Here is a 21,603-nt window from a genome sequence, read left to right on the forward strand (position 1 = left end):
TGCCCCCCTCTTCACCGCATATCCGCATGGGAGCTTTCCGATGCCCGCACCGAAGACATCTCTCGCAGCGCTGATGCTGCTGGTTTCCGCCCCGTCCCTCTCGGCCGCGATCTGCGACTACCGGCCGAGCCGGCTGGTCGGCGACACGGTGAGCGGCGCGGCGGCCGCCGCCACCGGCGCGGTCGCGCAGGTTACTGGTCACGTCACGGGCCAGCACCGCGGAGACGGCGGCTTCTACACGCTGGTCAATGCCACCAACGGGCTCACGCTGCTGAGCGGCAAGCTCGCGGCCTCGGGCGGCGCAGCGGGGCTGCTGGAGGGCGGCAGCGCAGCGGCGGCGGCGGCCATGGCCAACCCGATGGTCTGGGTCCCGGCGCTGATCCTTGGTGCCGGAGGCGCAGGCTACGAGGCGACCTGCGCCTATTTCGTCGACGAACGGATCACCGATTACGAGCACGTGCTGATGATCATGCGCGACTTCGAGGCGCATTCCGACCCGAGCTACTTCCGGCTCGAAGAGGACACGCTGAACCCCTTCATCGAGATCCACGACGAGGCGGGCACCCGTGCCACCTATCGCATCGAGGATCTCTACATCGTCGACGGCATGCTCAAGCACCGCAACTGGGGGCCGAACCGCAAGATCGGCCGGGTTGTCTTTGTGCCCAACGACGCGCCCAGCGAGGCTGTGCCCGAGGGATCGGTGGTCGAGATGCCGGCGCCGGCTGTGACGACGCCCGATGTGGCGGCCACCGAGGCCCCGGCCCTCGAGCGGCCGGCCACGGAACCCGCAATGCCAAGCGCGCCCGCCGCAGCTGCCGCGCCCGTCGCGGACGAGCCCGCAACCGAGTAGAGCGCCAGACACCCCAACGAAAAGAGCCGCCCCCGAGGGGGCGGCTCCAGGATGACCGTGTATGAGGGGGATCACTCGGTCATCGTCTCGGGACCGGCGGGCGCGCGCTCTTGCAGCATCGCGAGGATGCGCTCGTTGAGCTCGGGGTCGGCCTGCGCCGCCTGGCCGATCTGGTTGTAGGTGTTCACGTCCATGCCCTCGGTCTCGTTGACCGCGTCGGCCATTTCGGCCTGGGCTTGCTCGACCAGCGCCTGCTTGCCCTCGGGCTCTTCCTCGGCGTCGATCTGGGTCATGTAGTCCTGCTGGACCGCCTGAACCTGCGACGCCGCGTCGACGAAGGCGCTCAGCTGCTCTTCGCTGAACTCCAGCGATGGTGCGGCGGGGGCCTCGACAGGCGCTTCGGGAGTCGCGGTCTGGGCCATCACCGGTGCCATGGGCGCGGCGACGAGAGCTGCGATGACGGTCGACTTAAGCAGGGTGCTCTTGAGGTTCATAGAAGTCTCCTTCCGTGGGTCTTGGCGCGGGAGCATCCCGCGACTTCTCCCCAGAGCTAGGTGGGCCCGGTCGCTGCCGCAATGCGGCGAGGCGAAATCTGCGCGTGCAGGCAGGGACTTGCCGGGATCGTCCCACAAAGGCAGCGGTGAGCCGCCCGCCAAATTCGCCCCGCGGAACCCCGCCGGACAATCAGCGCCGAAAGGCAAGGATGCGCCTGTCGCATCACCCGTGCGTGAGCCGCCCTTTTCCCGTGCTACACTCTATCCCGTTCAAGGGAGGATGACTCATGAAACATCTTGCCGCCGCGCTGGCGCTCTGCCTTGCCGCATCACCCGCCCTCGCCTTTCACTGCCCCGCCGACATGTCGAAGATCGACGCCGCACTCGACGCGGGCCCCGAGCTATCCGATGCGGAGCTTGCCCGCGTCCGGCAGCTGCGCGCCGAGGGAGCACGTCTGCACGCCGCCGGGCAGCACCAGCAATCGGTCGACACGTTGGCCGAGGCCATGCGGATCCTCGGCATCCAGTGACCCGAGATCGCCCCGGGCGCGCGACGGAAAGCGACGAAACCCCTTCCTCCTCAGCCGCTTCGGGTCCATGGTGAACCCCTACGGCCCGCCGCGCCGGGCCGCCGCAGATGCAGGGAGGGCATCTTGGACCCACGCGCCGCCACAACCGTCTACGCCCGCTGGGCGCCGATCTACGACCAGACCTTCGGGGCAATCACCCAGGCCGCCCGCCGCGCCGCCGTGCGCAAGGTCACCGGCCCGGAGGGCGCGAAGGTGCTCGAGGTCGGCGTCGGCACCGGCCTGTCCCTGCCGCTCTTGCCGCGCCACATGCGTATCACCGGTGTCGACTACAGCGCCGAGATGCTCGCGCAGGCCCGGCGCCGGGTGGCGCGCATGAACCTGCCCCACATCGAGTCGCTGCAGCAGATGGACGCGCGCCAGCTCGGCTTTGCGGATGCCAGCTTCGACCGGGTGGTGGCGATGCACATGATCTCGGTGGTGCCCGAGCCCGAGCGGGTGATGCGCGAGATGGTCCGGGTGCTGAAACCGGGCGGGCAGCTCATCATGTCGAACCACTTCGCCCGCAAGCAGGGGCCGCTGGCACATCTGTCGCGCCGCACCGCGAAACTCGCCGACCGCATCGGCTGGCATTCGGATTTCGACATCTCGGTGGTGCTGGACACGCCCGGGCTGAGACTGCTCGAACGCCGCGCCCTGCCACCGGTGGGGATGATGACGCTGCTTGTGCTGGAGCGCACCGATGCCGTGCCGCCGGCGAACAGCCCGGTGCGGCCGAGCGCCTGAGCTTCCAGATCAGGTGAGCACGATCAGACCGGCACGATCAGACCGGCGCAACCAAACCGGCGCGATCAGACCGGCGCGCGATCAGGCCAGCATCTGCCCGTCGCCGCAGACCGAGACCGCCTGCCCCGAGATCGTCCGTCCCCGCGGGCTCGCAAGAAAGAGGATCTGATCGGCGATCTGCTGCGGCGTCACGTATTCCTTGAGCGAGGTGTAGGAAAATGCCGCCGCCTCGACCTCGTCGAAGCTCTTGCCGAGCCGCTGCGCCTTGGCCTCGAGCACCCGACGCTGGCGGTCCCCGGCGACGATGCCCGGCAGGATCGCATTGGCGCGGATGCCGTCCTTGCCCAACTCGATCGACAGCGACTTGGTAAAGCCGATCACCCCCCATTTCGCCGCCGCATAAGGTGTGCGCAGCGCGAAGCCCACCCGCCCCGCCATCGACGAGAGGTTGAGGATCGAGGCATTGCCACTGGCGCGCAGCGCGGGCACCGCGTGACGCACGCAGTGGAACTGCGAGGTGAGGCAGACCGAGAGGCAGCGCTCCCAGTCCTCCGGCGCGATCTCTTCCACCGGGCTTGTCGGCCCGGCGATCCCGGCGTTGTTGACCAGCACGTCGAGCCCGCCGAGGTCGGCGATGGCCGCCTGCATGAAGGTCTCTATCTGCCCGGCATCGGAGACGTCGCAGCGCTGCTGCCACACCTCGGGCGGCAGCCCTGCCAGCGCGGCCGCGTCGATGTCGCAGGTCGCGACGCTGGCGCCCTCGGCGAGGAACCCCTCGACGATCGCCCGCCCGATGCCCTGCGCCCCGGCGGTGACGATGACCCGCGCGCCCTCGAGACCCAGATTCACGGCAGGATCCTCCGGCGGCTGTCCTCCATCTCCTCGGCGGCATAGGCGCGGATCAGCTCGGCGGCGACGCGGATGTCCTCGGTCACCGCCTGCGCCGCCGCCGCGCCGTCGCGGAGGCGCAGCGCCTCGCAGAGCTGGCGGTGGTGGGCGCGCGAGTGGTGGGTGCGCGAGCGGCCGAGTTCCTCTTCCACCGGCATCTCCGCCTGCACCCCGATATCGTAGTTGATGATCGGCCCGGCCTTCAGCCAGAGCATCGTGATCACCTCCATCAATATCTGCGAGCCCGCGGCGCGATAGAGCGCGAAATGCAGGTCCTTGTTGGCCGCCACCGCCTCTGGGCTGCCGTAGGCCGTGTCGAGCAACGCCTCGAAGCGCTCGGCCAGCTGCAGGATCTCCTCGATCTGCTCCGGCGTGGCGCGGTCGGCGGCGAGCCGCGCGGCCTGCGCCTCGGCGAGGATGCGCATCTCGGTGAGATCGGCGAATTCCTCGGCGCTCATCAACGGCACCTGCACCGCGCGTTTCGGCTCGACCAGCAGCGCCCCGCCCGCGGCGAGCCGGCTCACCGCCTCGCGTACCGGCATCATCGAGACACCCAGACGCTCCGCGAGATCGCGCAGCGAGATGCGGTCGCGCGGCTTGAGCTGCCCCGAGAGCAGCATCTCGCTGAGGGTTTCATGCACCTGTTCTGACAGTGTGCGGGGGCGCGCCTCCGGCGGCCGCTCGTGAGTTTCAACCATTTTCCCCGGCTCTCCCCGTTGACTCTTTGCGAGTCCTTCTGCAACTGTGATCTCAGATCACACCAGAACGGGCAAGACCGCAACCGTTGATCCCGCGGCAAGGGAGGAATGACTGCCACGGGAACTCGGGTCACCAGAATCTGGTGTGATCTTTGCACCATAGCCGCTGCAGGCCTGAAGGGGGAGGATCACAATGCATCTGAAACAGGACCATGTCCGTCCACCGGCCCGCCCGGCGCCGCGGACCTGAGCCGGGACAGCAGCATGGCAAAGACCCGCAAGGTGATCGTGACCTGCGCCGTGACCGGCGCGATCCACACCCCCTCGATGTCGCAATACCTGCCGGTCTCCGCCTCGGAGATCGCCGAGGCCGCCATCGGTGCCGCCGAGGCGGGCGCCGCGGTGGTGCACCTGCATGCCCGCGATCCGAGGGACGGCCGCCCCGACCAGACGCCCGAGGCCTTCACGCCCTTCCTGCAGGTGATCAAGCAGGCCTCGAACGTGGTGGTGAACATCACCACCGGCGGCGCCCCGACGATGACCATCGAGGAGCGCATCTGCCCGGCTCAGACCCACCGGCCCGAGATCGCCTCGCTCAACATGGGCTCGATGAACTTCGGCCTGTTCCCGATGCTGCAGCGCTTCCCGGACCTCGAGCACCAGTGGGAGCGCGACTACGTCGGCAACAAGGACATCATCTTCAACAACAGCTTCGGGCAGATCGAGCATATCGTCACCACGCTCGGCGCGCTCGGCACCCGCTTCGAATTCGAGTGCTACGACACGGCGCATCTCTACAACCTCAAGCACTTCCTCGATCAGGGGCTGGTGAAGGGACCGCTGTTCATCCAGACCGTCTTTGGCCTGATGGGCGGGATTGGCGCGCATCCGGACGACGTGCTGCACATGAAGCGCACCGCGGACCGGCTCTTCGGTGACCAGTACCGCTGGTCGGTGCTCGGCGCCGGGAAGAACCAGTTGCCCATTGCCGCCATGGCCGCCGCGATGGGCGGGCACGTGCGCGTCGGGCTCGAGGATTCGCTCTGGGCCGGACCGGGGCAGCTGGCGCGCAGCAACGCCGAGCAGGTGGCCAAGGCGCGGCAGATCATCGAGGGGCTGGGCCTGGAGCTGGCGACGCCGGAAGAGGCCCGCGAGATCCTCGACACGAAAGGCGCGGAGGCGGTCGGTTTCTGAGCCGGTCCCGCGCGGTCATCCCCCCGGGAGAGAAGCATGCTCCCAGACTGCCCCCGTCGCCCCTCATAGCGCCGGGGGCTCTTTTTGTCTGGTTCAGTGAACCGAGCCGCGCGGAATCAAGGTCGAAGGCCGCCGGGCAAGCGCCAGCCCGTCCCGGCGGGTTGGCGCACTTGCCACCGGGCACCGCGTTCGGACGGCACACGGAGTTGGCTGGAATAAAGTGCTGACTACAATCGTCTTGGCGCCACCCTAGGGGCAGGCTCCCGCCCGACGCACGTAGCCCCCTGCCCTCAGGGTTTCCGGAACAGCCGCGTCAGCTCGAACAGCTGGTCCAACCGCTCGAACCGCTCGCGCGCATCGGGCCAGCGTTCCTCCTGCGCAGCGGCGACCAGCGCCTCGACCAGCGACAGGGTGGAGATGTTCGAATCCCAGGCCGAGGGGATCTCGACCCAGCAGTTGAACGCATGCTCGGCGACGCTGGCGATCGGGCTCGACCACTGGTCGGTGATCAGGATCACGTGCATTCCGCGCGCCGCGGCGATCTCGGCCAGCCGCTGCAGGTTGTCCTCGTAGCGGCGGATGTCGAAGATCAGCAGAGTGTCGCCCTCCTCCATGTCCAGCACGTAGTGCGGCCATGTGGCGGACGACGAGGTCAGATGGGTGACCCGCGCCCGGATCGCCTGGAAATGGGTGAAGGCATATTCCGCCAGCGAGCGGGTGATCCGCCCGCCGACCACGTAGAGCCGCCCCTCGGTCGAGGCCAGCCGCTTCGCCGCCGCGTCGAACTGCGCGGCGTCGATATTGGTGAAGGTCTGCCGCAGGTTCTGCGTCACCGCCTCGGCGAAGCGGTTGAGCAGGTGCGACTCCGGCGCCTCCGAGGCCCAGACCGCGCGCCGCGCCTCGGGGCCCGAGACCTTGGCCTGCAGCTCCGAGAGCAGCGCCGCGTGAAAGGCCGGGTAGCCCTTGAACCCCAGCTTCTGCACCATCCGCGCGACGGTGGGCGTCGACACACCGGCGTTCGATGCAGCCGCGGTGATCGAGGCGATCCCCGCGCCGGGGTAATCGTCGAGCAGCGCCTGCGCGAACTTGCGCTCGGAATTTGTCAGCTGCGCGTAATGCTCGCGGATGAGCTGGCGCACGGTGCCGGACGGGCTGGTGTCCACGGGCGTCCCTTCGTCTCCGGTCCAAAATTTGAGCAGATTTCGGCACCACTTAGCGGCAGGTCACATCCGCCGAAATCCTCTTTGGAAAATTATTGACGCATTATCCATCGCGTGGAAAGGTTTTTCCAAACGCGAGGAGGCAGACGTGTCGCAGGAAGACGCCAGTGCATTTGAAGTGAGCAGAGCCCTCGGCAAGGGACCGGCACTGTTTCTCTGCGAGCATGCTTCGAACAGGATTCCCGCGCGCTACGACGGGCTCGGCCTGCACGAGGAAGACCAGCGCAGCCACGCCGCCTGGGATCCGGGTGCGCTGGCACTGGCGCAACGGATGGCCGAGGCGCTCGACGCGCCGCTGGTCGCTGGCACGGTCTCGCGCCTCGTCTACGACCTGAACCGCCCGCCCGAGGCCGTCTCGGCCATGCCCGGCAAGACCGAGACGGTGGACGTTCCGGGCAACATCGACCTCTCGCCCGAGGAGCGCGCCCACCGCACCCGCGAGATCTACGACCCCTTCTGCGCCGCGGTGACCGGCACCGTGGTGACCCGCAAGACCCTGGGCACGCCCTTTGCCCTGATCACCGTGCACAGCTTCACGCCGACCTGGTTCGACATTCCCCGCGAGGTCGAGATCGGCATCCTGCACGACGCGGACAGCCGCCTTGCCGACTACATGCTCGACGAGGCAACCCGCCTGCCCGGCCGCCGCATCGCGCGCAACGATCCCTACGGTCCAGAGGACGGCGTGACCCATTCGCTGAAACTGCACGGCATCGAAAACGGGCTGCCGAACGTGATGATCGAAGTGCGCAACGACCTGCTCGCCGACGAGACCGGGATCGAGATGATCGCCGGGGAACTGCTGACCCTGCTGCGCCCGGCGCTGGCGGGTCTTGGACTGATGGAGGCCGGACATGCCTGAGGCCATGGTCTGTTACGTGCGGATAATCGACAAGATGAATCGCGCCATCGGGCGCTTCGCCATGTACCTGCTCTTTGCGCTGATCGGCGTGCTGATCTGGTCCTCGGTGTCCAAGACCTTCTTCACCCCCACGCTCTGGACGCTGGAGACGGCGCAATTCATCATGGTCGCCTACTACGTGCTGGGCGGCCCCTACTCGATCCAGATGGGATCGAACGTGCGGATGGACTTCTTCTACGGCGACTGGTCGCCGCGCCGCCGCGCCATCGTCGACGTGATCACCATCTGGTTCCTGCTGTTCTACCTCGGCGTGCTGCTCTGGGGGGCGATCAGCTCCACCGCCTACAGCTTCGGCTATTTCGGCACCGAGCCCTTCAAGTTCTTCGGCGAGCTGATCTGGGCCTTCGTCACCGGCGGGCCCGACGCGGCGGGCGAGCTGATGGGCTATCTGGAACGCAGCCCGAGCGCCTGGCGCCCCTACGTCTGGCCGGTGAAGGTCATCCTGTGCTTCGGCGTCACGCTGATGATTTTGCAATGCGTCGCCGAGTTCTTCCGCGACATCGCCCGCATCCGCGGAGAGGACATCTGATGTCGCAAGACCTGATCGCAATCGTCATGTTCTCGGGCATGCTGGGCCTGCTGCTGACAGGGCAGCGCGTGTTCGGTGCCATCGGGTTCGTCGCCGTCGTGGCCGCGCTGTGCCTGTGGGGCGACCGGGGCGGCTTCGACCTGGGCTTTGCCGCCTCGATCAAGCTGATGAAATGGTACCCGCTGCTAACCCTGCCGATGTTCATCTTCATGGGCTACGTGCTGTCGGAATCGAAGATCGCCGACGACCTCTACAAGATGTTCCACGTCTGGATGGGCGGCCTCTCGGGGGGCCTCGCGGTGGGCACCATCGGGCTGATGGTGCTGATCTCGGCAATGAACGGCCTGTCCGTGGCGGGCATGGCCATCGGCGCGACCATCGCCCTGCCCGAACTGCTGAAGCGCGGCTACGACAAGCGCATGGTCACGGGGGTGATCCAGGCGGGATCGAGCTTGGGCATCCTCGTGCCGCCCTCGGTGGTGCTGGTGCTCTACGCGATGATCGCCCGCCAGCCGGTGGGTCAGCTCTGGCTCGCGGGCATCATTCCGGGGCTCATCATGGCGGCGGCCTTCATCGTCTACATCGTCATCCGCTGCAAGCTGAACCCCGAACTGGGTCCGATCCTGCCCAAGGCCGACCGCGACATTCCCATGGCCGAGAAGCTGCGCCTGCTGCGCGCCGGGCTGCTGCCTCTGGTGATCTTCTTCGTGATGATGGTGCCCTTCGTGCGCGGCTGGACCTCGCTGGTGGAAAGTTCGGCCATCGGCGCCGTCGCCGCCTTCGTCGCCGCGGTCATCAAGGGCCGGATGACCCGCGAGGTCTTCGAGAACTCGGTGCGCAACACGCTCGGCGTGTCGTGCATGTTCATGTGGATCATCCTCGCCGCCCTCGCCTTCGGCGCGGTCTTCGACGGGCTCGGCGCGGTCAGCGCCATCGAGGAGCTGTTCACCGAGAAGCTTGGCCTGTCCCCCTGGATGATCCTCATCCTGATGCAGCTGAGCTTCATCGTCATGGGCACCTTCCTCGACGACACGGCGATGCTGGTGATCGTGGCCCCGCTCTACGTGCCGCTGGTCGGACACCTCGGGTTCGACCTTGTGTGGTACGGTGTGCTCTACACCATCACCTGCCAGATCGCCTACATGACCCCGCCCTTCGGCTACAACCTCTTCCTGATGCGCGCCATGGCCCCGCCGCAGATCGGCCTGCGCGACATCTACACCTCGATCATCCCCTTCGTGGCGGTGATGACCGTGGTGCTCGCCATCATCATGATCTTCCCCGAGCTGGCCCTGTGGCTGCCGGACCTCGTCTACCAGAACTAACAACGAGACCCCCGCAAAGAGGGGCACAGACCTCAACCACGCAACAGGAGAGACAAGATGACACTGACACGACGCAAGATCCTGAGCGGTGCCGCACTGGCCGCTCCGGCTGCGCTCGCGGCGCCCTCCATCGGCCGCGCGCAGGAGCCGATCAAGTGGCGCTTCCAGACCTACGCGGGTGCCGCCCTCGGCGAACAGGTGACCAAGCCGATCGTCGACTACATCAACACTGCCGCCCAGGGCGAGCTGGAGATCGAGCTCTACTACGCCGACCAGATCGTGCCCACCGGCGAGCTGTTCCAGGCGCTGCAGCGCGGCACTATCGACGCCGTGCACTCGGATGACGACTCCATGGCGTCGCCGACCCCGATGCGCGTCTTCGGCGGCTACTTCCCGTTCGCCACCAAGCACATCCTCGACGTGCCGGTGCTCTTCGAGCAATACGGGCTCGCCGACATCTGGCGCTCGGAATACGAGAAGGTCGGCGTGACCTGGCTTTCCGCTGCCGGTCAGGATCCGTGCAACTTCAACACCAAGAAAGAGATCACCAGCCTTGCCGATCTCGACGGGCTGAAGCTCTACACCTTCCCCACCGCGGGCCGCTTCCTGAGCCAGTTCGGCGTGGTGCCGGTGAACATCCCCTACGAGGATGCCGAGGTCGCGGTGCAGACCGGCGAGCTCGATGGCATGGCCTGGTCGGGCATCACCGAGGACTACACCGTCGGCTGGGCGAACGTCACCGACTACTTCCTGACCAACAACATCTCGGGTGCCTGGATCGGCTCGATCTTCGTCAACCAGCAGCGTTGGGCCGACCTGCCCGAGCACCTCAAGACGCTGGTGATGTCGGCGATCAAGGCCGCCGACACCTACCGCAACCAGTGGTACTGGGGCGGCGAGGCCAAGCTGCGCGCCACCGGCGACAAGCTGCAGCTGCGCTCGGTGCCGCCGGAAGAATGGGCCGAGGTCGAGAACGCCGCCAAGGAGTTCTGGAAGGAGATCGCCCAGGAAAGCGAAATCCACGCCAAGGTCGTCTCGATCTTCGAGGAGTACAACGGCGTCATCAACCAGGCGGGCCCGCCCTACACCTTCTGAGGCCAGATGCCCTAGCGACACCCGGCCTCCGCGCAGCTTGCGCGGGGGCCGGACCTGTAGAAGAGTTTGATCAAATCTCCGCGCCCGCCGCGCGGCCCAAGGACAAGACCAGCAAGGAGCACGCGGAATGACCGCCCCCCTGACCTTAGACGACCTGAAGAACGCCGCCGCTTCCGGCGAGATCGATACCGTCCTCGTGTGCGTGGTGGACATGCAGGGCCGTCTGCAGGGCAAGCGCTTCCATGTCTCCAACTTCCTCGAGCATGCGATCGAGGAGACGCATTGCTGCAACTACCTCTTCGCCACCGACCTGGTGATGAGCACCCCCGAGGGCTTCGCCTCCACGAGCTGGGCCTCGGGCTATGGCGACTACGTGATGAAGCCCGACCTCGCGACGCTGCGCCGCGTGCCCTGGCTCGAGGGCACCGCGATGATCCTCTGCGACGTGATGGACCACCACACCCACGCGCCGGTGCCGGAATCCCCGCGCCAGATGCTGCAGAAGCAGATCGCCCGCGCCGAGGCCATGGGCCTCACGCCGATGATGGCAACCGAGCTGGAATTTTTCCTCTACGCCCGCTCCTACGACGAGATCCGCCACAGCGGCTGGCGCGATCTGGAAACCCTCTCGCCCTACAACCAGGACTATTCCATCCAGCTCACCAGCCGCGAGGAATACGTCATGCGCCCGGTGCGCAACCACCTCTACGCCATGGGCGTGCCGGTGGAATGCAGCAAGGGCGAGGCCGAGCACGGCCAGGAAGAGCTGAACATCCGCTACGCCGACGCGCTGACCTGTGCCGACCACCACGCGATCTCCAAGCACGCGGTCAAGGAAATCGCCCACCAGCAGGGCCACGGAGCGACCTTCATGGCGAAGTGGCAGGCCGACAAGGTCGGCAGCGCGGCGCATATCCACCAGTCGTTGTTCAAGGGGACGGAAAACGCCTTCTACGACAAGGACGGCGCGCATTGCATGTCGCAGACCATGAAGCACTACGTTGCGGGCCTGCTGAAATACGCCCCCGAGGTGACGCTCTTCATGGCGCCCTACATCAACAGCTACAAGCGCTTCGCTCCCGGCACCTTCGCGCCCACCAAGACCGCCTGGTCGGTGGACAACCGCACCGCCGGCTTCCGTCTCGTCGGCGAGGATACCAAGGGCGTGCGCATCGAGTGCCGCATTCCCGGCTCGGACATGAACCCCTACCTCGCCTGCGCCGCGCAGCTTGCTGCAGGGCTTGCCGGGATCGAAGAGAAGCTGGAGCTGCCCTCCCCCGCCCAGGGCGACGTCTACGGCATGGATGACGTGCCGGACGTGCCGAACACCCTGCGCGCCGCGATCGACGCCTTTGCCGGCTCGGACATGCTGCGCGCCGCCTTCGGCGAGGATGTCATCGAGCATTTTGCCCATGCCGCCCGGATCGAGCAGGAAGACTTCGACCGCGCGGTCACCGACTACGAGCTGGCGCGCGGCTTCGAGCGCGCCTGAGGAGGCTCTCATGACGACACTGAACAACATTTCCCCCATCGACGGCTCGGTCTTCGCCTCGCGCGAGACGCTGCCCCTCGACATGGCGCGCGAAGCCGCGAAATCGGCTCGCGCCGCACAGGCCGCATGGGCCGCCCGCCCGCTGGCCGAGCGCGTCGAGCTGGTGATGAAGGGCGTCGCCGAGATCGGCGCGCAGAACGAGGCGATCGTGCCCGAGCTGGCGCAGATGATGGGCCGGCCGGTCCGCTACGGCGGCGAGTTCGGCGGCTTCAACGAGCGCGCCTCCTACATGGCCGAGATCGCCGAGGGCGCGCTGGCCGACATAGAGGTCGGCGACAACGCCACCTTCAAGCGCTACATCAAGCGCGTGCCGCATGGCGTGGTCTTCGTGGTCTCGCCCTGGAACTACCCCTATATGACCGCGATCAACACCGTTGCCCCGGCACTCATCGCCGGCAACACCGTGGTGCTGAAGGGCGCGACGCAGACGCTGCTGGTCGGCGAGCGGCTGGCCAACGCCTTCCACAAGGCCGGCGTGCCCGAGGCGGTGTTCCAGAACCTCTATCTCGACCATGACACGACCTCGGCGCTGATCGCCGAGGGCGCCTTCAATTTCGTCAACTTCACCGGCTCTGTCGGCGGCGGCAAGGCCATCGAGCGCGCCGCGGCGGGCACCTTCACCGGGCTCGGGCTCGAGCTCGGCGGCAAGGATCCGGGCTACGTGATGGAGGACGCGGATGTGGAGGCCGCGGTCGACACGCTGATCGACGGCGCCATGTTCAACTCCGGCCAGTGCTGCTGCGGCATCGAGCGCATCTACGTGCACGAGAGCCTCTTCGACGCCTTCGTCGAGAAGGCCGTGGCAGTGGTGAAGGGCTACAAGCTCGGCAACCCGCTCGACACGGAGACCACCATCGGCCCGATGGCCAACGTCCGCTTTGCGCAGGAGGTTCGCGCGCAGATCAAGGAGGCGCTGGAGATGGGGGCCAAGGCCCATATCGACACCTTCCCCGAGGACGACGGCGCCGCCTACCTGACGCCGCAGATTCTGACGAACGTGACCCACGAGATGCGCGTCATGCGCGACGAGAGTTTCGGCCCGGTCGTCGGCATCATGAAGGTGAAGGACGACGCCGAAGCGATTGCCCTGATGAACGACAGCCCCTTCGGCCTCACCGCCTCGCTTTGGACGCAGGACGTGGCGCGTGCGCAGAAGGTCGGCGACGCCATCGAGACCGGCACCGTCTTCATGAACCGCGCCGACTACCTCGATCCCGGCCTGTGCTGGACCGGCTGCAAGCAGACCGGGCGCGGCGGCGGCCTGTCGGTCATCGGCTACCACAACCTCACCCGCCCAAAATCCTACCATCTCAAGAAGGTGACGAAATGAGCCTCACCGCCAATTGGTCCTACCCTACCGCCATCAAGTTCGGCGCGGGCCGCATCGCGGAACTGCCCGCCGCCTGCGCGCAGGCCGGCATCACCAGGCCGCTGCTGGTCACCGACCGCGGCCTCGCCGCGCTGCCGGTCACCGAGAGCACCATCGCCGTGCTTGAAACCGCCGGCCTGCATTGCGGTCTTTTCTCGGATGTCGATCCCAACCCCAACGAGCGCAACCTCGCCGCGGGCGTCGCGGCCTACAACGCGGGCGGCTACGACGGGGTCATCGCCTTCGGCGGCGGCTCCGGCCTCGACCTCGGCAAATGCGTGGCCTTCATGGCAGGTCAGACCCGGCCGGTCTGGGATTTCGAGGACATCGGTGACTGGTGGACCCGCGCCGATGCCGACGCCATCGCCCCCATCGTCGCCGTGCCGACCACCGCTGGCACCGGCTCGGAGGTCGGGCGCGCGGGCGTTCTGACCAACTCCGAGACCCACGAGAAGAAGATCATCTTCCACCCCAAGATGCTTCCTGCCGTGGTGATCTGCGACCCCGAACTGACTGTCGGCATGCCCAAAGCGATCACCGCCGGCACCGGGCTCGACGCCTTTGCGCATTGCGTCGAGGCCTTCTCCTCGCCGCACTACCACCCGATGAGCCAGGGCATCGCGCTCGAGGGCATGCGGCTCGTGATCGAGTACCTGCCCCGCGCCTATGCCGACGGCACCGACATTGAGGCCCGCGCCCAGATGATGAGCGCCGCGGCCATGGGCGCCACCGCCTTCCAGAAGGGCCTCGGCGCGATCCACGCGATGAGCCACCCCATCGGCGCACACTTCGGCACCCATCACGGCACCACCAATGCCGTCTGCATGCCCGCCGTGCTGAAGTTCAACGCGGACGCCATCCGCGACCGCTTCGACACCGCGGCAAGCTATCTCGGCATCGAGGGCGGCTTCGACGGCTTCTGCGCCTTCGTGGACCAATTCAACGACAGCCTCGGCGTGCCCAAGGGGCTGACCGCGCTCGGCGTGACCGAAGAGTCGATCCCCGAGCTGGTGAAAGGCGCGATCAAGGATCCGTCCTGCGGCGGCAACCCGATCGAGCTGACCGAAGAGAACCTCGAGGCGCTGTTCCGCGCCGCGATGTGAGGCTCTTGATTTGAGCAACGCGGGCCGGGGCGCAAACTCCGGCCCTTTTCGTCTCCGGGCGACGGGAGCAGGCGCCGGGCGAGCGCCGGCCCGTGGGATGGCGCCGCCACATTTGAGGTCAGCGCTTTATTCCGGCCAAGCCCGGAAGACACTCGAACCTCGTGCTTAATGACCAAAGCGCCAGCCCGCCGGGACGGGCCGGCGCTCACGACACTCTCTTCGCCGTCTCCACACATTGCGCTACACTGGACACATTGCGCTACACTGGCGCCACCCACCGGGAGGATCCGCCCATGCATGCGCCCACGCCCTTCACCCTCATGGCCCGCAACAACGCCTGGGCGAACGAGACGCTCTACACCGTGCTCGCGGCGCTCACCGAGGAGGAGTTCACCGACCCGCGCCCGGGTTTCTTCCCCTCGCTCAGCCAGACGATGAACCACATACTGCTGGTGGATCTCTACTACATCGACGCGCTGGAGCGCGGCGGGCTCGGACTCTCGCTCTACAACCGCGCGCAGATCGACGACCCGGCGCAGCTCGCGGAGATGCAGGCCGCGACCGACCTGCGCCTGCTCGCGCTCTGCGAGGCGCTCACCCCCGCCATGCTGCACGAGGAACGGCTCACCCAACGCCGCTCCGGCCCGGTGCACGAAAAGGTCGAGCCGTTGCTCCTGCACCTCTTTCAGCACCAGATACACCATCGCGGCCAGGCGCATGTGCAGTTGCAGGACACCGGCTACGCACCGCCGCAACTCGACGATTTCTACCTCGAGCACGGCCGCGTCGCCTCGGCCAAGGCCTGGTTCCCGCACTAGGCCCCGGCGTCACATATCGCACCCAACCACCGCGGCGCTCTCGCCCCGGGCCGCGCGCCGTGGTATCCGCCGCGCAATGACGCTCCTACCCTTCCTGTCCCGCCACGCCCGCTGGCTGATGCTGATCGGCCTCGCCGTCGGCATTGCCCTGCCGCAGCTGGCGCAGTTCGTGCGGCCCTGGCTGTCCGAGCTGGTGGCGGTGATGCTTTTCGCCGCCGCCCTGCGCATCGGCCCGCGTGCGGCGCTCGGTGCCATCCGCGACCTGCGCGGCTCGATCGGCGCGCTGCTGGTCTTCCAGCTTCTCTGCCCAATGGCCCTGATCGGACTCGCCGCTGCCGCCGGCCTGCTGGCCAGCCCCGCGGCGCTGGCGCTGATCCTGATGCTGGCCGCCGCGCCCCTGGCCAGCAGCCCGAACCTGACGCTGATGGTCGGCGGCGATCCCGGTCCGGCGCTGCGCATGCTGATCCTCGGCATGCTGATCCTGCCCACCACCACGCTGCCCGTCTTCGCGCTGCTGCCCGCTTTCGGCGGTGCGGCGGGCATTTTCGGTGCCGCGCTGAAGCTCCTCGCGGTGATCCTTGCGGCGACCGGGCTGGCCTTCGCGCTGCGCCCGCGTCTCCTGCCAGCCCCCGGCCCCACGGCCCTGGCGCAGATCGACGGCGCCTCGGCGCTGCTGATGACGGTCATCGTGCTCGCCCTCACCTCCGAGATCCGTCCTGCCCTTCTGGAGCGCCCGCTGGAACTGCTGGGCTGGATGGCGCTGGCCTTCCTGGCCAACCTCGGCCCGCAGATGCTGACCCTCTGGCTGCGCGCCCGCGGCGGACGCAGCGAAGCGTTGGAGGCGCTGGCGATGATTTCCGGGAACCGCAACATCGGGCTCTTCCTCGCCGCGCTGCCCGCCACGGTGACCGACCCGCTGCTGCTGTTCATCGGCTGTTACCAGGTGCCGATGTTCCTGACACCGCTGATCATGACACCGCTCTACCGCCGCGCCCGCCGCCGCGCAGCAGAGGCCGCCCCCGGGCTTGGCTTCGCCGGTGAGCACGCTATCACAGGCGCAGAGAACGGAGACCGCAATGCCCCTGAATCCCGCCGATGACGCCTTTGCCGAGACCCTGAGCCGCGCGCTGCCCGGCGGCACGCTGCGCCGCGCCGAGCCGCGCTACCTCGAAGAGCCGCGGGGACGCTGGCAAGGAATCTCGGGCTGGGTGGCGCTGCCGCGCAACGTCGAGGAGGTCTCGGCCATCGTCCGCGCCTGCAACGACGCCCGTGTCGGCCTGCTGCCCTATGGTGGCGGCACCGGGCTCGTTGGCGGGCAGATCGCCCCCGAGGGCCCCGCCCCGCTGGTCCTCTCGCTCGAGCGCATGTCGGCGGTCCGCGCCACCTACCCCGAGGAAAACGTGCTGGTGGCCGAGGCCGGCGCAGTGCTGGCCGACGTGCAGGCCGCGGCGCTGGAGGCAAACCGACTCTTCCCGCTCTCGCTCGCCTCCGAAGGCACGGCGCGCATCGGCGGGCTGCTCTCGACCAACGCCGGCGGCGTCAACGTACTGCGCTACGGCAACGCGCGCGAGCAGGTGCTGGGGCTCGATGCGGTGCTGCCCGACGGGACGATCTGGCACGGGCTGAAACGCCTGCGCAAGGACAACACCGGCTACGACCTGCGCGGGCTGCTGCTCGGCGCCGAGGGCACGCTGGGGGTGATCACCGCCGCTGCGCTGAAGCTCTCGCCGGTGCCCGCCGCCACCGCCACCGCGCTGCTGGCCGTGGAAAGCCCCGCCGCCGCGTTGTCGCTGCTGGCACTCGCCCGCGACCAGCTCGGCGAGATGGTCAGCGCCTTCGAGCTGATCGGCCGCATGGGGTTCCGCTTCCTCGCCGAGGCGCTGCCCGAGGTGCGCCAGCCCTTCGCCGAGGCCCCCGCCTGGTGCGTGCTGGTGGAGCTCGGCCTCGCGCAGGGCATGGACCCCGAGGGCGCGCTTGAGACCCTCTTCACCGCGGGCATGGAGGCCGGGCTCATCAGCGACGGGCTGGTGGCCCAATCCGAGGCCCAGGCCCTGCAGTTCTGGGAGATCCGCGAGCGCATCCCCGAGGCCAACCGCCACATCGGGGCCATCGCCAGCCACGATGTCTCGCTGCCGCTGAGCGTCCTGCCCGCCTTCATCGACACCGGCCTGGAGCGGCTCGCGCAGGTCGGCGATTTCCGGGTGAACTGCTTCGGCCACCTTGGCGACGGCAACCTGCACTACAACGTCTTCCCGCCGCAGGGCCGGAAGAAACAGGACTACCTGGACGTGCGCGCCGGGGTGCAGCGCTGCGTGCACGATCTGGTCAACGAGATGGGCGGCTCGGTCAGCGCCGAGCACGGCATCGGGCGGCTGAAGGTCGATGATCTGGAGCGCTATTCGGATCCCGCCAAGCTGGCGGCGATGCGGGCCATCAAGGCGGCGCTCGACCCGAAGGGGATCATGAACCCCGGCGCGGTGATCCGCGCCTGACAGCCGCAGACCTGACAGCGGGGCGGCGCAGCGCCGCCCCGGCGCTCTTCACGCGGGCGACTTGTACGCCTGCGCCGCGCTGCCGGCCTTCTTCTGTATCTCCATCAGCTCGTCGGCCGAGAACGCCCGGACGGTCTGGATATTGCTCACCATGCCCGAGGCCCCGACGCCCATCAGGCTGGCCAGCAGGTCGTGCACGTCGCTCGTCTCGACGATCACCATCCAGTCGGTCGGGCCGGTCGTGGCGTAGTAGGACAGCATCTTGCCGCCCGATGCCTCGACGACCGAGCGCGCCCCCTCGGCGCGGTCGCTGGGATTGGCGATCATGCCCTTCAAGGCCGCCGCCGTGTAGCACCCTGTCACTATGAATATCGGCATAACGAGTCCTCCCGGGTAGGATCCTCGGGTCGTCCTCTGCACCACGCAGGCCGGTCCGGCCCGCATCCTCCCGGTCACAGGATACCACAGGCTGCCGGATCGGCGGTGACCTGAAGCGTGTCAGATGCCGAGGCTCAGCCGCACGAGCGGCTGCCGGTGCGCGCGGCGCGTTCCGAGCGGATCACCTCGAGCCCTTCCTCGACCGCGGTGCCCGAGTAGACCGCCGCGTCGACGGTGACGTCATCCCGTGCGTTGCGCTCGCGCAGAACCCGCGCCGCATCCATGGTCCTGCCCGCGTTGCGCAATACCACCACGCGCTGCAGCTCGGTCGTGCTGGTGCTGCCGCCCTGCGCCGCCTCGGCGCCGTCGAGGGCGACCAGCGCCTCCTCGTGCCGGCACGCGATGGCGAGCTCCGTCACCTCGGAGAACACCAGCGGCGAGACATTGGGGGCGGCGGGCGGCGGCGCCGAATGGGTGCAGGCGGCCAGCAGGAGCGGCCCGAGGACCATGCAGGCCGGCACGCCGGCAATCCGGGACAGGAGGGGCATGGACATGGTCGGTTCCTTCTCTGAGATTGTCCTGCGGCACGCATCACGCGGGAGCGCATCGGATCATACTGCATCATACCGGATCATAGCGGGCCTCGCCCATCCGCGCAGCCGATCGCTCGATGCTGCGCAGGTTTCGCGCCCAGTTCAAGGCTTTGGGCGCCCGCGGCACCGGGTCGGCGCGCAGGCGTGGCCCGGCTACACCGCTGCGTGCGCTGCCCCGTCCGCGCCACGGGCGCGCGTCAGCCCCACCACGGGCCGTGGTGCACGTCCTTGCCATCGACGCGGTCGAAGCCGTGACGCCCGAAGAAGTCGCGCTGCGCCTGGATCAGCGCGGCGGTGCCGCGCGGCTGGCGCAGCGTGTCCCAGAACGACAGCGCGGCGCCGAGCACCGGCAGCGGGTAGCCCGCCGCGATGGCCTCCGACACCAGCCGCCGCAGCGCCGGGATGCCGCGCTCGAGCACCGGTGCGAAGCGCGGCGCGAGGAAGAGCTGGCCCTCGGGCGGGCTCTCGCGGAAGGCGTCGGCGATGTCATCGAGCAGCCGCGCCCGGATGATGCAGCCGGCGCGCCAGATCTCGGCGATACGCGCGAAATCGAGCTGCCAGTCGTATTCGGCCGAGGCGGCGGCGAGGATGCGGAAGCCCTGCGCGTACTCGAGGATGCGCGCCGCCAGCAGCGCCGCTTCCAGTTCCTCGACGTCCGGCGTGAACCCGCTGCGGTCCGCCCCGAGCGTCGCGCCCGCGACCTCGCGCAGGTCCTTCTCCGCCGACCACGCCCGCGCCGCGACGGCGCCCTCGATCATCGTTGCCGACTGCCCGAGCTTCACCGCCTCGATGGCGGTCCAGCGGCCCGTGCCCTTCTGCCCGGCCTTGTCGAGGATGGCGTCCACCATCGGCCCATCGCCCTGCGGGTCGTCGTAGGACAGCACCTTGCCGGTGATCTCGAAAAGGTAGCTCTCCAGCGCCCCCTCGTTCCAGCGCGCGAACTGCGCGCCGATCTCGGCGGGCGAGTGCCCCGCGCCGTGGCGCAGCAGGTCGTAGACCTCGGCGATCATCTGCATGTCGGCATATTCGATGCCGTTGTGCACGGTCTTGACGAAGTGCCCCGCACCATCGGGGCCCATGCGGTCAGCGCAGGGCGCGCCGTCGAACTGCGCGGCGATCTTCGACAGGATCGGTTGCAGACCGGCCCAGCTTTCCTCGGAGCCGCCGAACATCATCGACGGGCCATGCCGCGCGCCGTCCTCGCCGCCCGAGACCCCGAGGCCGACGAAATGCAGCCCGTGTTCGGCGAGCTGCGCGCTGCGCGCACGGGTGGCATGGAAATCGGCGTTGCCCGCGTCGATCACCGTGTCGCCCTCCGACAGCAGCGGGATCACCTGCTCGAGGAAGGCATCCATCGGCGCGGTCGACGGGATCATCGCCAGCAGCAGTCGCGGCTCGGGCAATGCGTCGATCAGCCCCTCGAGCGTGTCCAGAGCGGTGACGTGATCCGCAAACGGCGCGGCCCGGGTCACGAATTCTGCAATCGGCTCCGGGCTGCGGTTCGACACCGCGATGTCGATGCCACTGTCGGCCATGTTGAGCGCCAGCGCCGCCCCCATCGTGCCCAATCCGTAAATGCCGATCTGCGGGTCTGCCATGCCAGCCTCCTGTGTCTCTACCGCGAAAGCTAGCGATAACAGGCGCCAAGGCAAGCTGGCGACCCGCGCGTCCATCGCACAGGCGCTGTGCATCCTCGATACGCAGGGAGGCACCGCCCCCTGACACCAAAGAAGCCGGGCGCTGCCGCCCGGCTTCTTCTTTTTCAACATGCGCCCGGGCGAGACCCGCCGCCAGGCGGGCAGGGCCGGAGTCCCCCACGCCCCCGGCTCAGCCGCCGAGGCACCAGCGCATGATCGCCTTCTGCGCGTGCAAACGGTTCTCCGCCTCGTCCCAGATCACCGACTGCGGTCCGTCCATGACCTCCGAGGTGACTTCCTCGCCGCGGTGCGCCGGCAGGCAGTGCATGAAGAGCGCGTCCTTGCCGGCGGCTTCCATCAGCTTCTCGTTCACCTGGTAGGGGCGCAGCATGTTGTGGCGGCGTTCCTTGGCGCTCTGCGCGTCATGCATCGACACCCAGGTGTCGGCGACCACGAGATCGGCGCCCTCGACCGCCTTGAAGGGATCCCGCTCGATGGTGATGGTGGCGCCTTCGTTGCGCGCATGGCCGACGAATTCCATCTCGGGATCGAGCTGCACCGGGCCGGTGAAGGTCAGGTCGAAGCCGAAGCGTCCGGCGGCATGCAGGAAGGACGAGCAGACGTTGTTGCCGTCGCCGCACCAGACGACCTTCTTGCCCTTGATCGGGCCGCGGTGCTCCTCGAAGGTGAGGATGTCGGCCATGATCTGGCACGGGTGGGTCCGGTCGGTCAGCCCGTTGATCACCGGCACCGTCGCGAATTCCGCCATCTCGGTCAGCACCGCCTCGTCGAAGGTGCGGATCATGATCATGTCGACGAAGCGCGACAGCACCCGGGCGGTGTCGGCGATGGTCTCGCCGTGGCCGAGCTGCATGTCGTTGCCCGAGAGCACCATGGTCTGCCCGCCCATCTGGCGCACGCCGACGTCGAAGGAGACACGCGTCCGGGTCGAGGGCTTCTCGAAGATCAGCGCCACCATGCGCCCGGCGAGCGGCGTCTCGTCATCGGCCATCGCCTTGGGGCGGCCGTTGCGGCTGTCCTTGATCGCCTTGGCGGTGTCGATGATCGCCCGCAGGTCGGCCGGGTCGGTTTTGTGGATGTCGAGGAAGTGGTTCATCTGTCGGGTCTTT

General features: G+C 68.1%; 22 protein-coding genes. 14 read left to right on the forward strand and 8 right to left on the reverse strand.

The window, feature by feature from the left end; all coding sequences use genetic code 11:
• The first annotated feature begins 40 nt into the window (after positions 1 to 40).
• Positions 41 to 853, forward strand: a complete 813-nt coding sequence (locus LC039_RS07890; protein ID WP_226622949.1) for a hypothetical protein — start codon at positions 41 to 43, stop codon at positions 851 to 853.
• Positions 854 to 924: 71 nt separating this feature from the next.
• Here LC039_RS07890 and LC039_RS07895 read toward each other — a convergent pair whose 3' ends face one another.
• Positions 925 to 1,347: a DUF4168 domain-containing protein gene (locus LC039_RS07895; RefSeq protein ID WP_226622951.1), complete on the reverse strand. Its 423-nt coding sequence runs from the start codon at positions 1,345 to 1,347 to the stop codon at positions 925 to 927.
• 287 nt (positions 1,348 to 1,634) lie between these two features.
• On the opposite strand from LC039_RS07895, the gene LC039_RS07900 reads away from it, so the two are divergent.
• Positions 1,635 to 1,877: a hypothetical protein gene (locus tag LC039_RS07900; RefSeq protein ID WP_226622953.1), complete on the forward strand. Its 243-nt coding sequence runs from the start codon at positions 1,635 to 1,637 to the stop codon at positions 1,875 to 1,877.
• Between the two features lie 123 nt (positions 1,878 to 2,000).
• Positions 2,001 to 2,660: a class I SAM-dependent methyltransferase gene (locus LC039_RS07905; protein WP_226622955.1), complete on the forward strand. Its 660-nt coding sequence runs from the start codon at positions 2,001 to 2,003 to the stop codon at positions 2,658 to 2,660.
• 81 nt (positions 2,661 to 2,741) lie between these two features.
• On the opposite strand, the gene LC039_RS07910 is transcribed toward LC039_RS07905, so the two are convergent.
• Both LC039_RS07910 and LC039_RS07915 read right to left on the reverse strand, forming a co-directional pair.
• The gene (locus LC039_RS07910) at positions 2,742 to 3,509 is read right to left on the reverse strand and encodes an SDR family oxidoreductase (protein ID WP_226622957.1); all 768 of its coding nucleotides are present in this window, start codon (positions 3,507 to 3,509) and stop codon (positions 2,742 to 2,744) included.
• Positions 3,506 to 4,246 (reverse strand): GntR family transcriptional regulator, encoded by a 741-nt coding sequence (locus LC039_RS07915; RefSeq protein ID WP_226622958.1) that lies wholly within the window; start codon positions 4,244 to 4,246, stop codon positions 3,506 to 3,508. Before LC039_RS07915 ends, LC039_RS07910 begins: the two co-directional genes overlap by 4 nt.
• 264 nt (positions 4,247 to 4,510) lie before the next feature.
• On the opposite strand from LC039_RS07915, the gene LC039_RS07920 reads away from it, so the two are divergent.
• Complete coding sequence (locus LC039_RS07920) at positions 4,511 to 5,440, forward strand: 3-keto-5-aminohexanoate cleavage protein (protein WP_226622960.1); 930 nt, start codon at positions 4,511 to 4,513, stop codon at positions 5,438 to 5,440.
• 290 nt (positions 5,441 to 5,730) lie between these two features.
• On the opposite strand, the gene LC039_RS07925 is transcribed toward LC039_RS07920, so the two are convergent.
• Positions 5,731 to 6,603: a MurR/RpiR family transcriptional regulator gene (locus tag LC039_RS07925; RefSeq protein ID WP_226622962.1), complete on the reverse strand. Its 873-nt coding sequence runs from the start codon at positions 6,601 to 6,603 to the stop codon at positions 5,731 to 5,733.
• 145 nt (positions 6,604 to 6,748) lie between these two features.
• Between LC039_RS07925 and LC039_RS07930 the strand changes: the two genes are divergently transcribed.
• The 10 genes from LC039_RS07930 to LC039_RS07975 all read left to right on the forward strand — a co-directional run bounded on the left by LC039_RS07930 (position 6,749) and on the right by LC039_RS07975 (position 17,865).
• The gene (locus tag LC039_RS07930; protein ID WP_226622974.1) at positions 6,749 to 7,522 is read left to right on the forward strand and encodes an N-formylglutamate amidohydrolase; all 774 of its coding nucleotides are present in this window, start codon (positions 6,749 to 6,751) and stop codon (positions 7,520 to 7,522) included.
• The gene (locus LC039_RS07935; RefSeq protein WP_226622975.1) at positions 7,515 to 8,111 is read left to right on the forward strand and encodes a TRAP transporter small permease subunit; all 597 of its coding nucleotides are present in this window, start codon (positions 7,515 to 7,517) and stop codon (positions 8,109 to 8,111) included. Before LC039_RS07930 ends, LC039_RS07935 begins: the two co-directional genes overlap by 8 nt.
• Entirely contained in the window at positions 8,111 to 9,436 is a 1,326-nt protein-coding gene (locus LC039_RS07940; RefSeq protein ID WP_226622977.1) for a TRAP transporter large permease, read from the forward strand. The genes LC039_RS07935 and LC039_RS07940 overlap by 1 nt, the downstream gene beginning before the upstream one ends.
• Positions 9,437 to 9,493: 57 nt before the next feature.
• A complete protein-coding gene (locus LC039_RS07945; RefSeq protein WP_226622982.1) occupies positions 9,494 to 10,531 on the forward strand; it encodes a TRAP transporter substrate-binding protein in 1,038 nt (345 codons plus the stop codon).
• A 127-nt stretch (positions 10,532 to 10,658) separates the two neighbouring features.
• Positions 10,659 to 12,023, forward strand: coding sequence for a glutamine synthetase family protein (locus LC039_RS07950; RefSeq protein WP_226622984.1), 1,365 nt, complete (start codon positions 10,659 to 10,661; stop codon positions 12,021 to 12,023).
• 10 nt (positions 12,024 to 12,033) lie between these two features.
• Positions 12,034 to 13,413, forward strand: coding sequence for an aldehyde dehydrogenase family protein (locus LC039_RS07955; RefSeq protein WP_226622991.1), 1,380 nt, complete (start codon positions 12,034 to 12,036; stop codon positions 13,411 to 13,413).
• A complete protein-coding gene (locus tag LC039_RS07960) occupies positions 13,410 to 14,555 on the forward strand; it encodes an iron-containing alcohol dehydrogenase (protein ID WP_226622998.1) in 1,146 nt (381 codons plus the stop codon). Before LC039_RS07955 ends, LC039_RS07960 begins: the two co-directional genes overlap by 4 nt.
• A 293-nt stretch (positions 14,556 to 14,848) precedes the next feature.
• Positions 14,849 to 15,373, forward strand: a complete 525-nt coding sequence (locus LC039_RS07965) for a DinB family protein (protein ID WP_226623005.1) — start codon at positions 14,849 to 14,851, stop codon at positions 15,371 to 15,373.
• A gap of 76 nt (positions 15,374 to 15,449) precedes the next feature.
• Positions 15,450 to 16,472, forward strand: a complete 1,023-nt coding sequence (locus tag LC039_RS07970) for a hypothetical protein (RefSeq protein ID WP_226623007.1) — start codon at positions 15,450 to 15,452, stop codon at positions 16,470 to 16,472.
• Positions 16,450 to 17,865 (forward strand): FAD-binding oxidoreductase, encoded by a 1,416-nt coding sequence (locus LC039_RS07975; protein WP_226623008.1) that lies wholly within the window; start codon positions 16,450 to 16,452, stop codon positions 17,863 to 17,865. The genes LC039_RS07970 and LC039_RS07975 overlap by 23 nt, the downstream gene beginning before the upstream one ends.
• Positions 17,866 to 17,913: 48 nt before the next feature.
• On the opposite strand, the gene LC039_RS07980 is transcribed toward LC039_RS07975, so the two are convergent.
• The 4 genes from LC039_RS07980 to argF all read right to left on the reverse strand — a co-directional run bounded on the left by LC039_RS07980 (position 17,914) and on the right by argF (position 21,590).
• Positions 17,914 to 18,243: a GYD domain-containing protein gene (locus LC039_RS07980; RefSeq protein ID WP_226623010.1), complete on the reverse strand. Its 330-nt coding sequence runs from the start codon at positions 18,241 to 18,243 to the stop codon at positions 17,914 to 17,916.
• Positions 18,244 to 18,377: 134 nt separating this feature from the next.
• Positions 18,378 to 18,797, reverse strand: a complete 420-nt coding sequence (locus tag LC039_RS07985) for a hypothetical protein (protein ID WP_226623011.1) — start codon at positions 18,795 to 18,797, stop codon at positions 18,378 to 18,380.
• 236 nt (positions 18,798 to 19,033) lie between these two features.
• Positions 19,034 to 20,434, reverse strand: coding sequence for an NADP-dependent phosphogluconate dehydrogenase (gene gndA / locus LC039_RS07990; protein ID WP_226623013.1), 1,401 nt, complete (start codon positions 20,432 to 20,434; stop codon positions 19,034 to 19,036).
• Between the two features lie 229 nt (positions 20,435 to 20,663).
• Entirely contained in the window at positions 20,664 to 21,590 is a 927-nt protein-coding gene (gene argF, locus LC039_RS07995) for an ornithine carbamoyltransferase (RefSeq protein ID WP_226623015.1), read from the reverse strand.
• Positions 21,591 to 21,603: the final 13 nt, after the last annotated feature.

Origin of the sequence: Alloyangia pacifica, assembly GCF_020524285.1 — a bacterium.
GTDB classification, from domain to species: domain Bacteria; phylum Pseudomonadota; class Alphaproteobacteria; order Rhodobacterales; family Rhodobacteraceae; genus Salipiger; species Salipiger pacificus_B.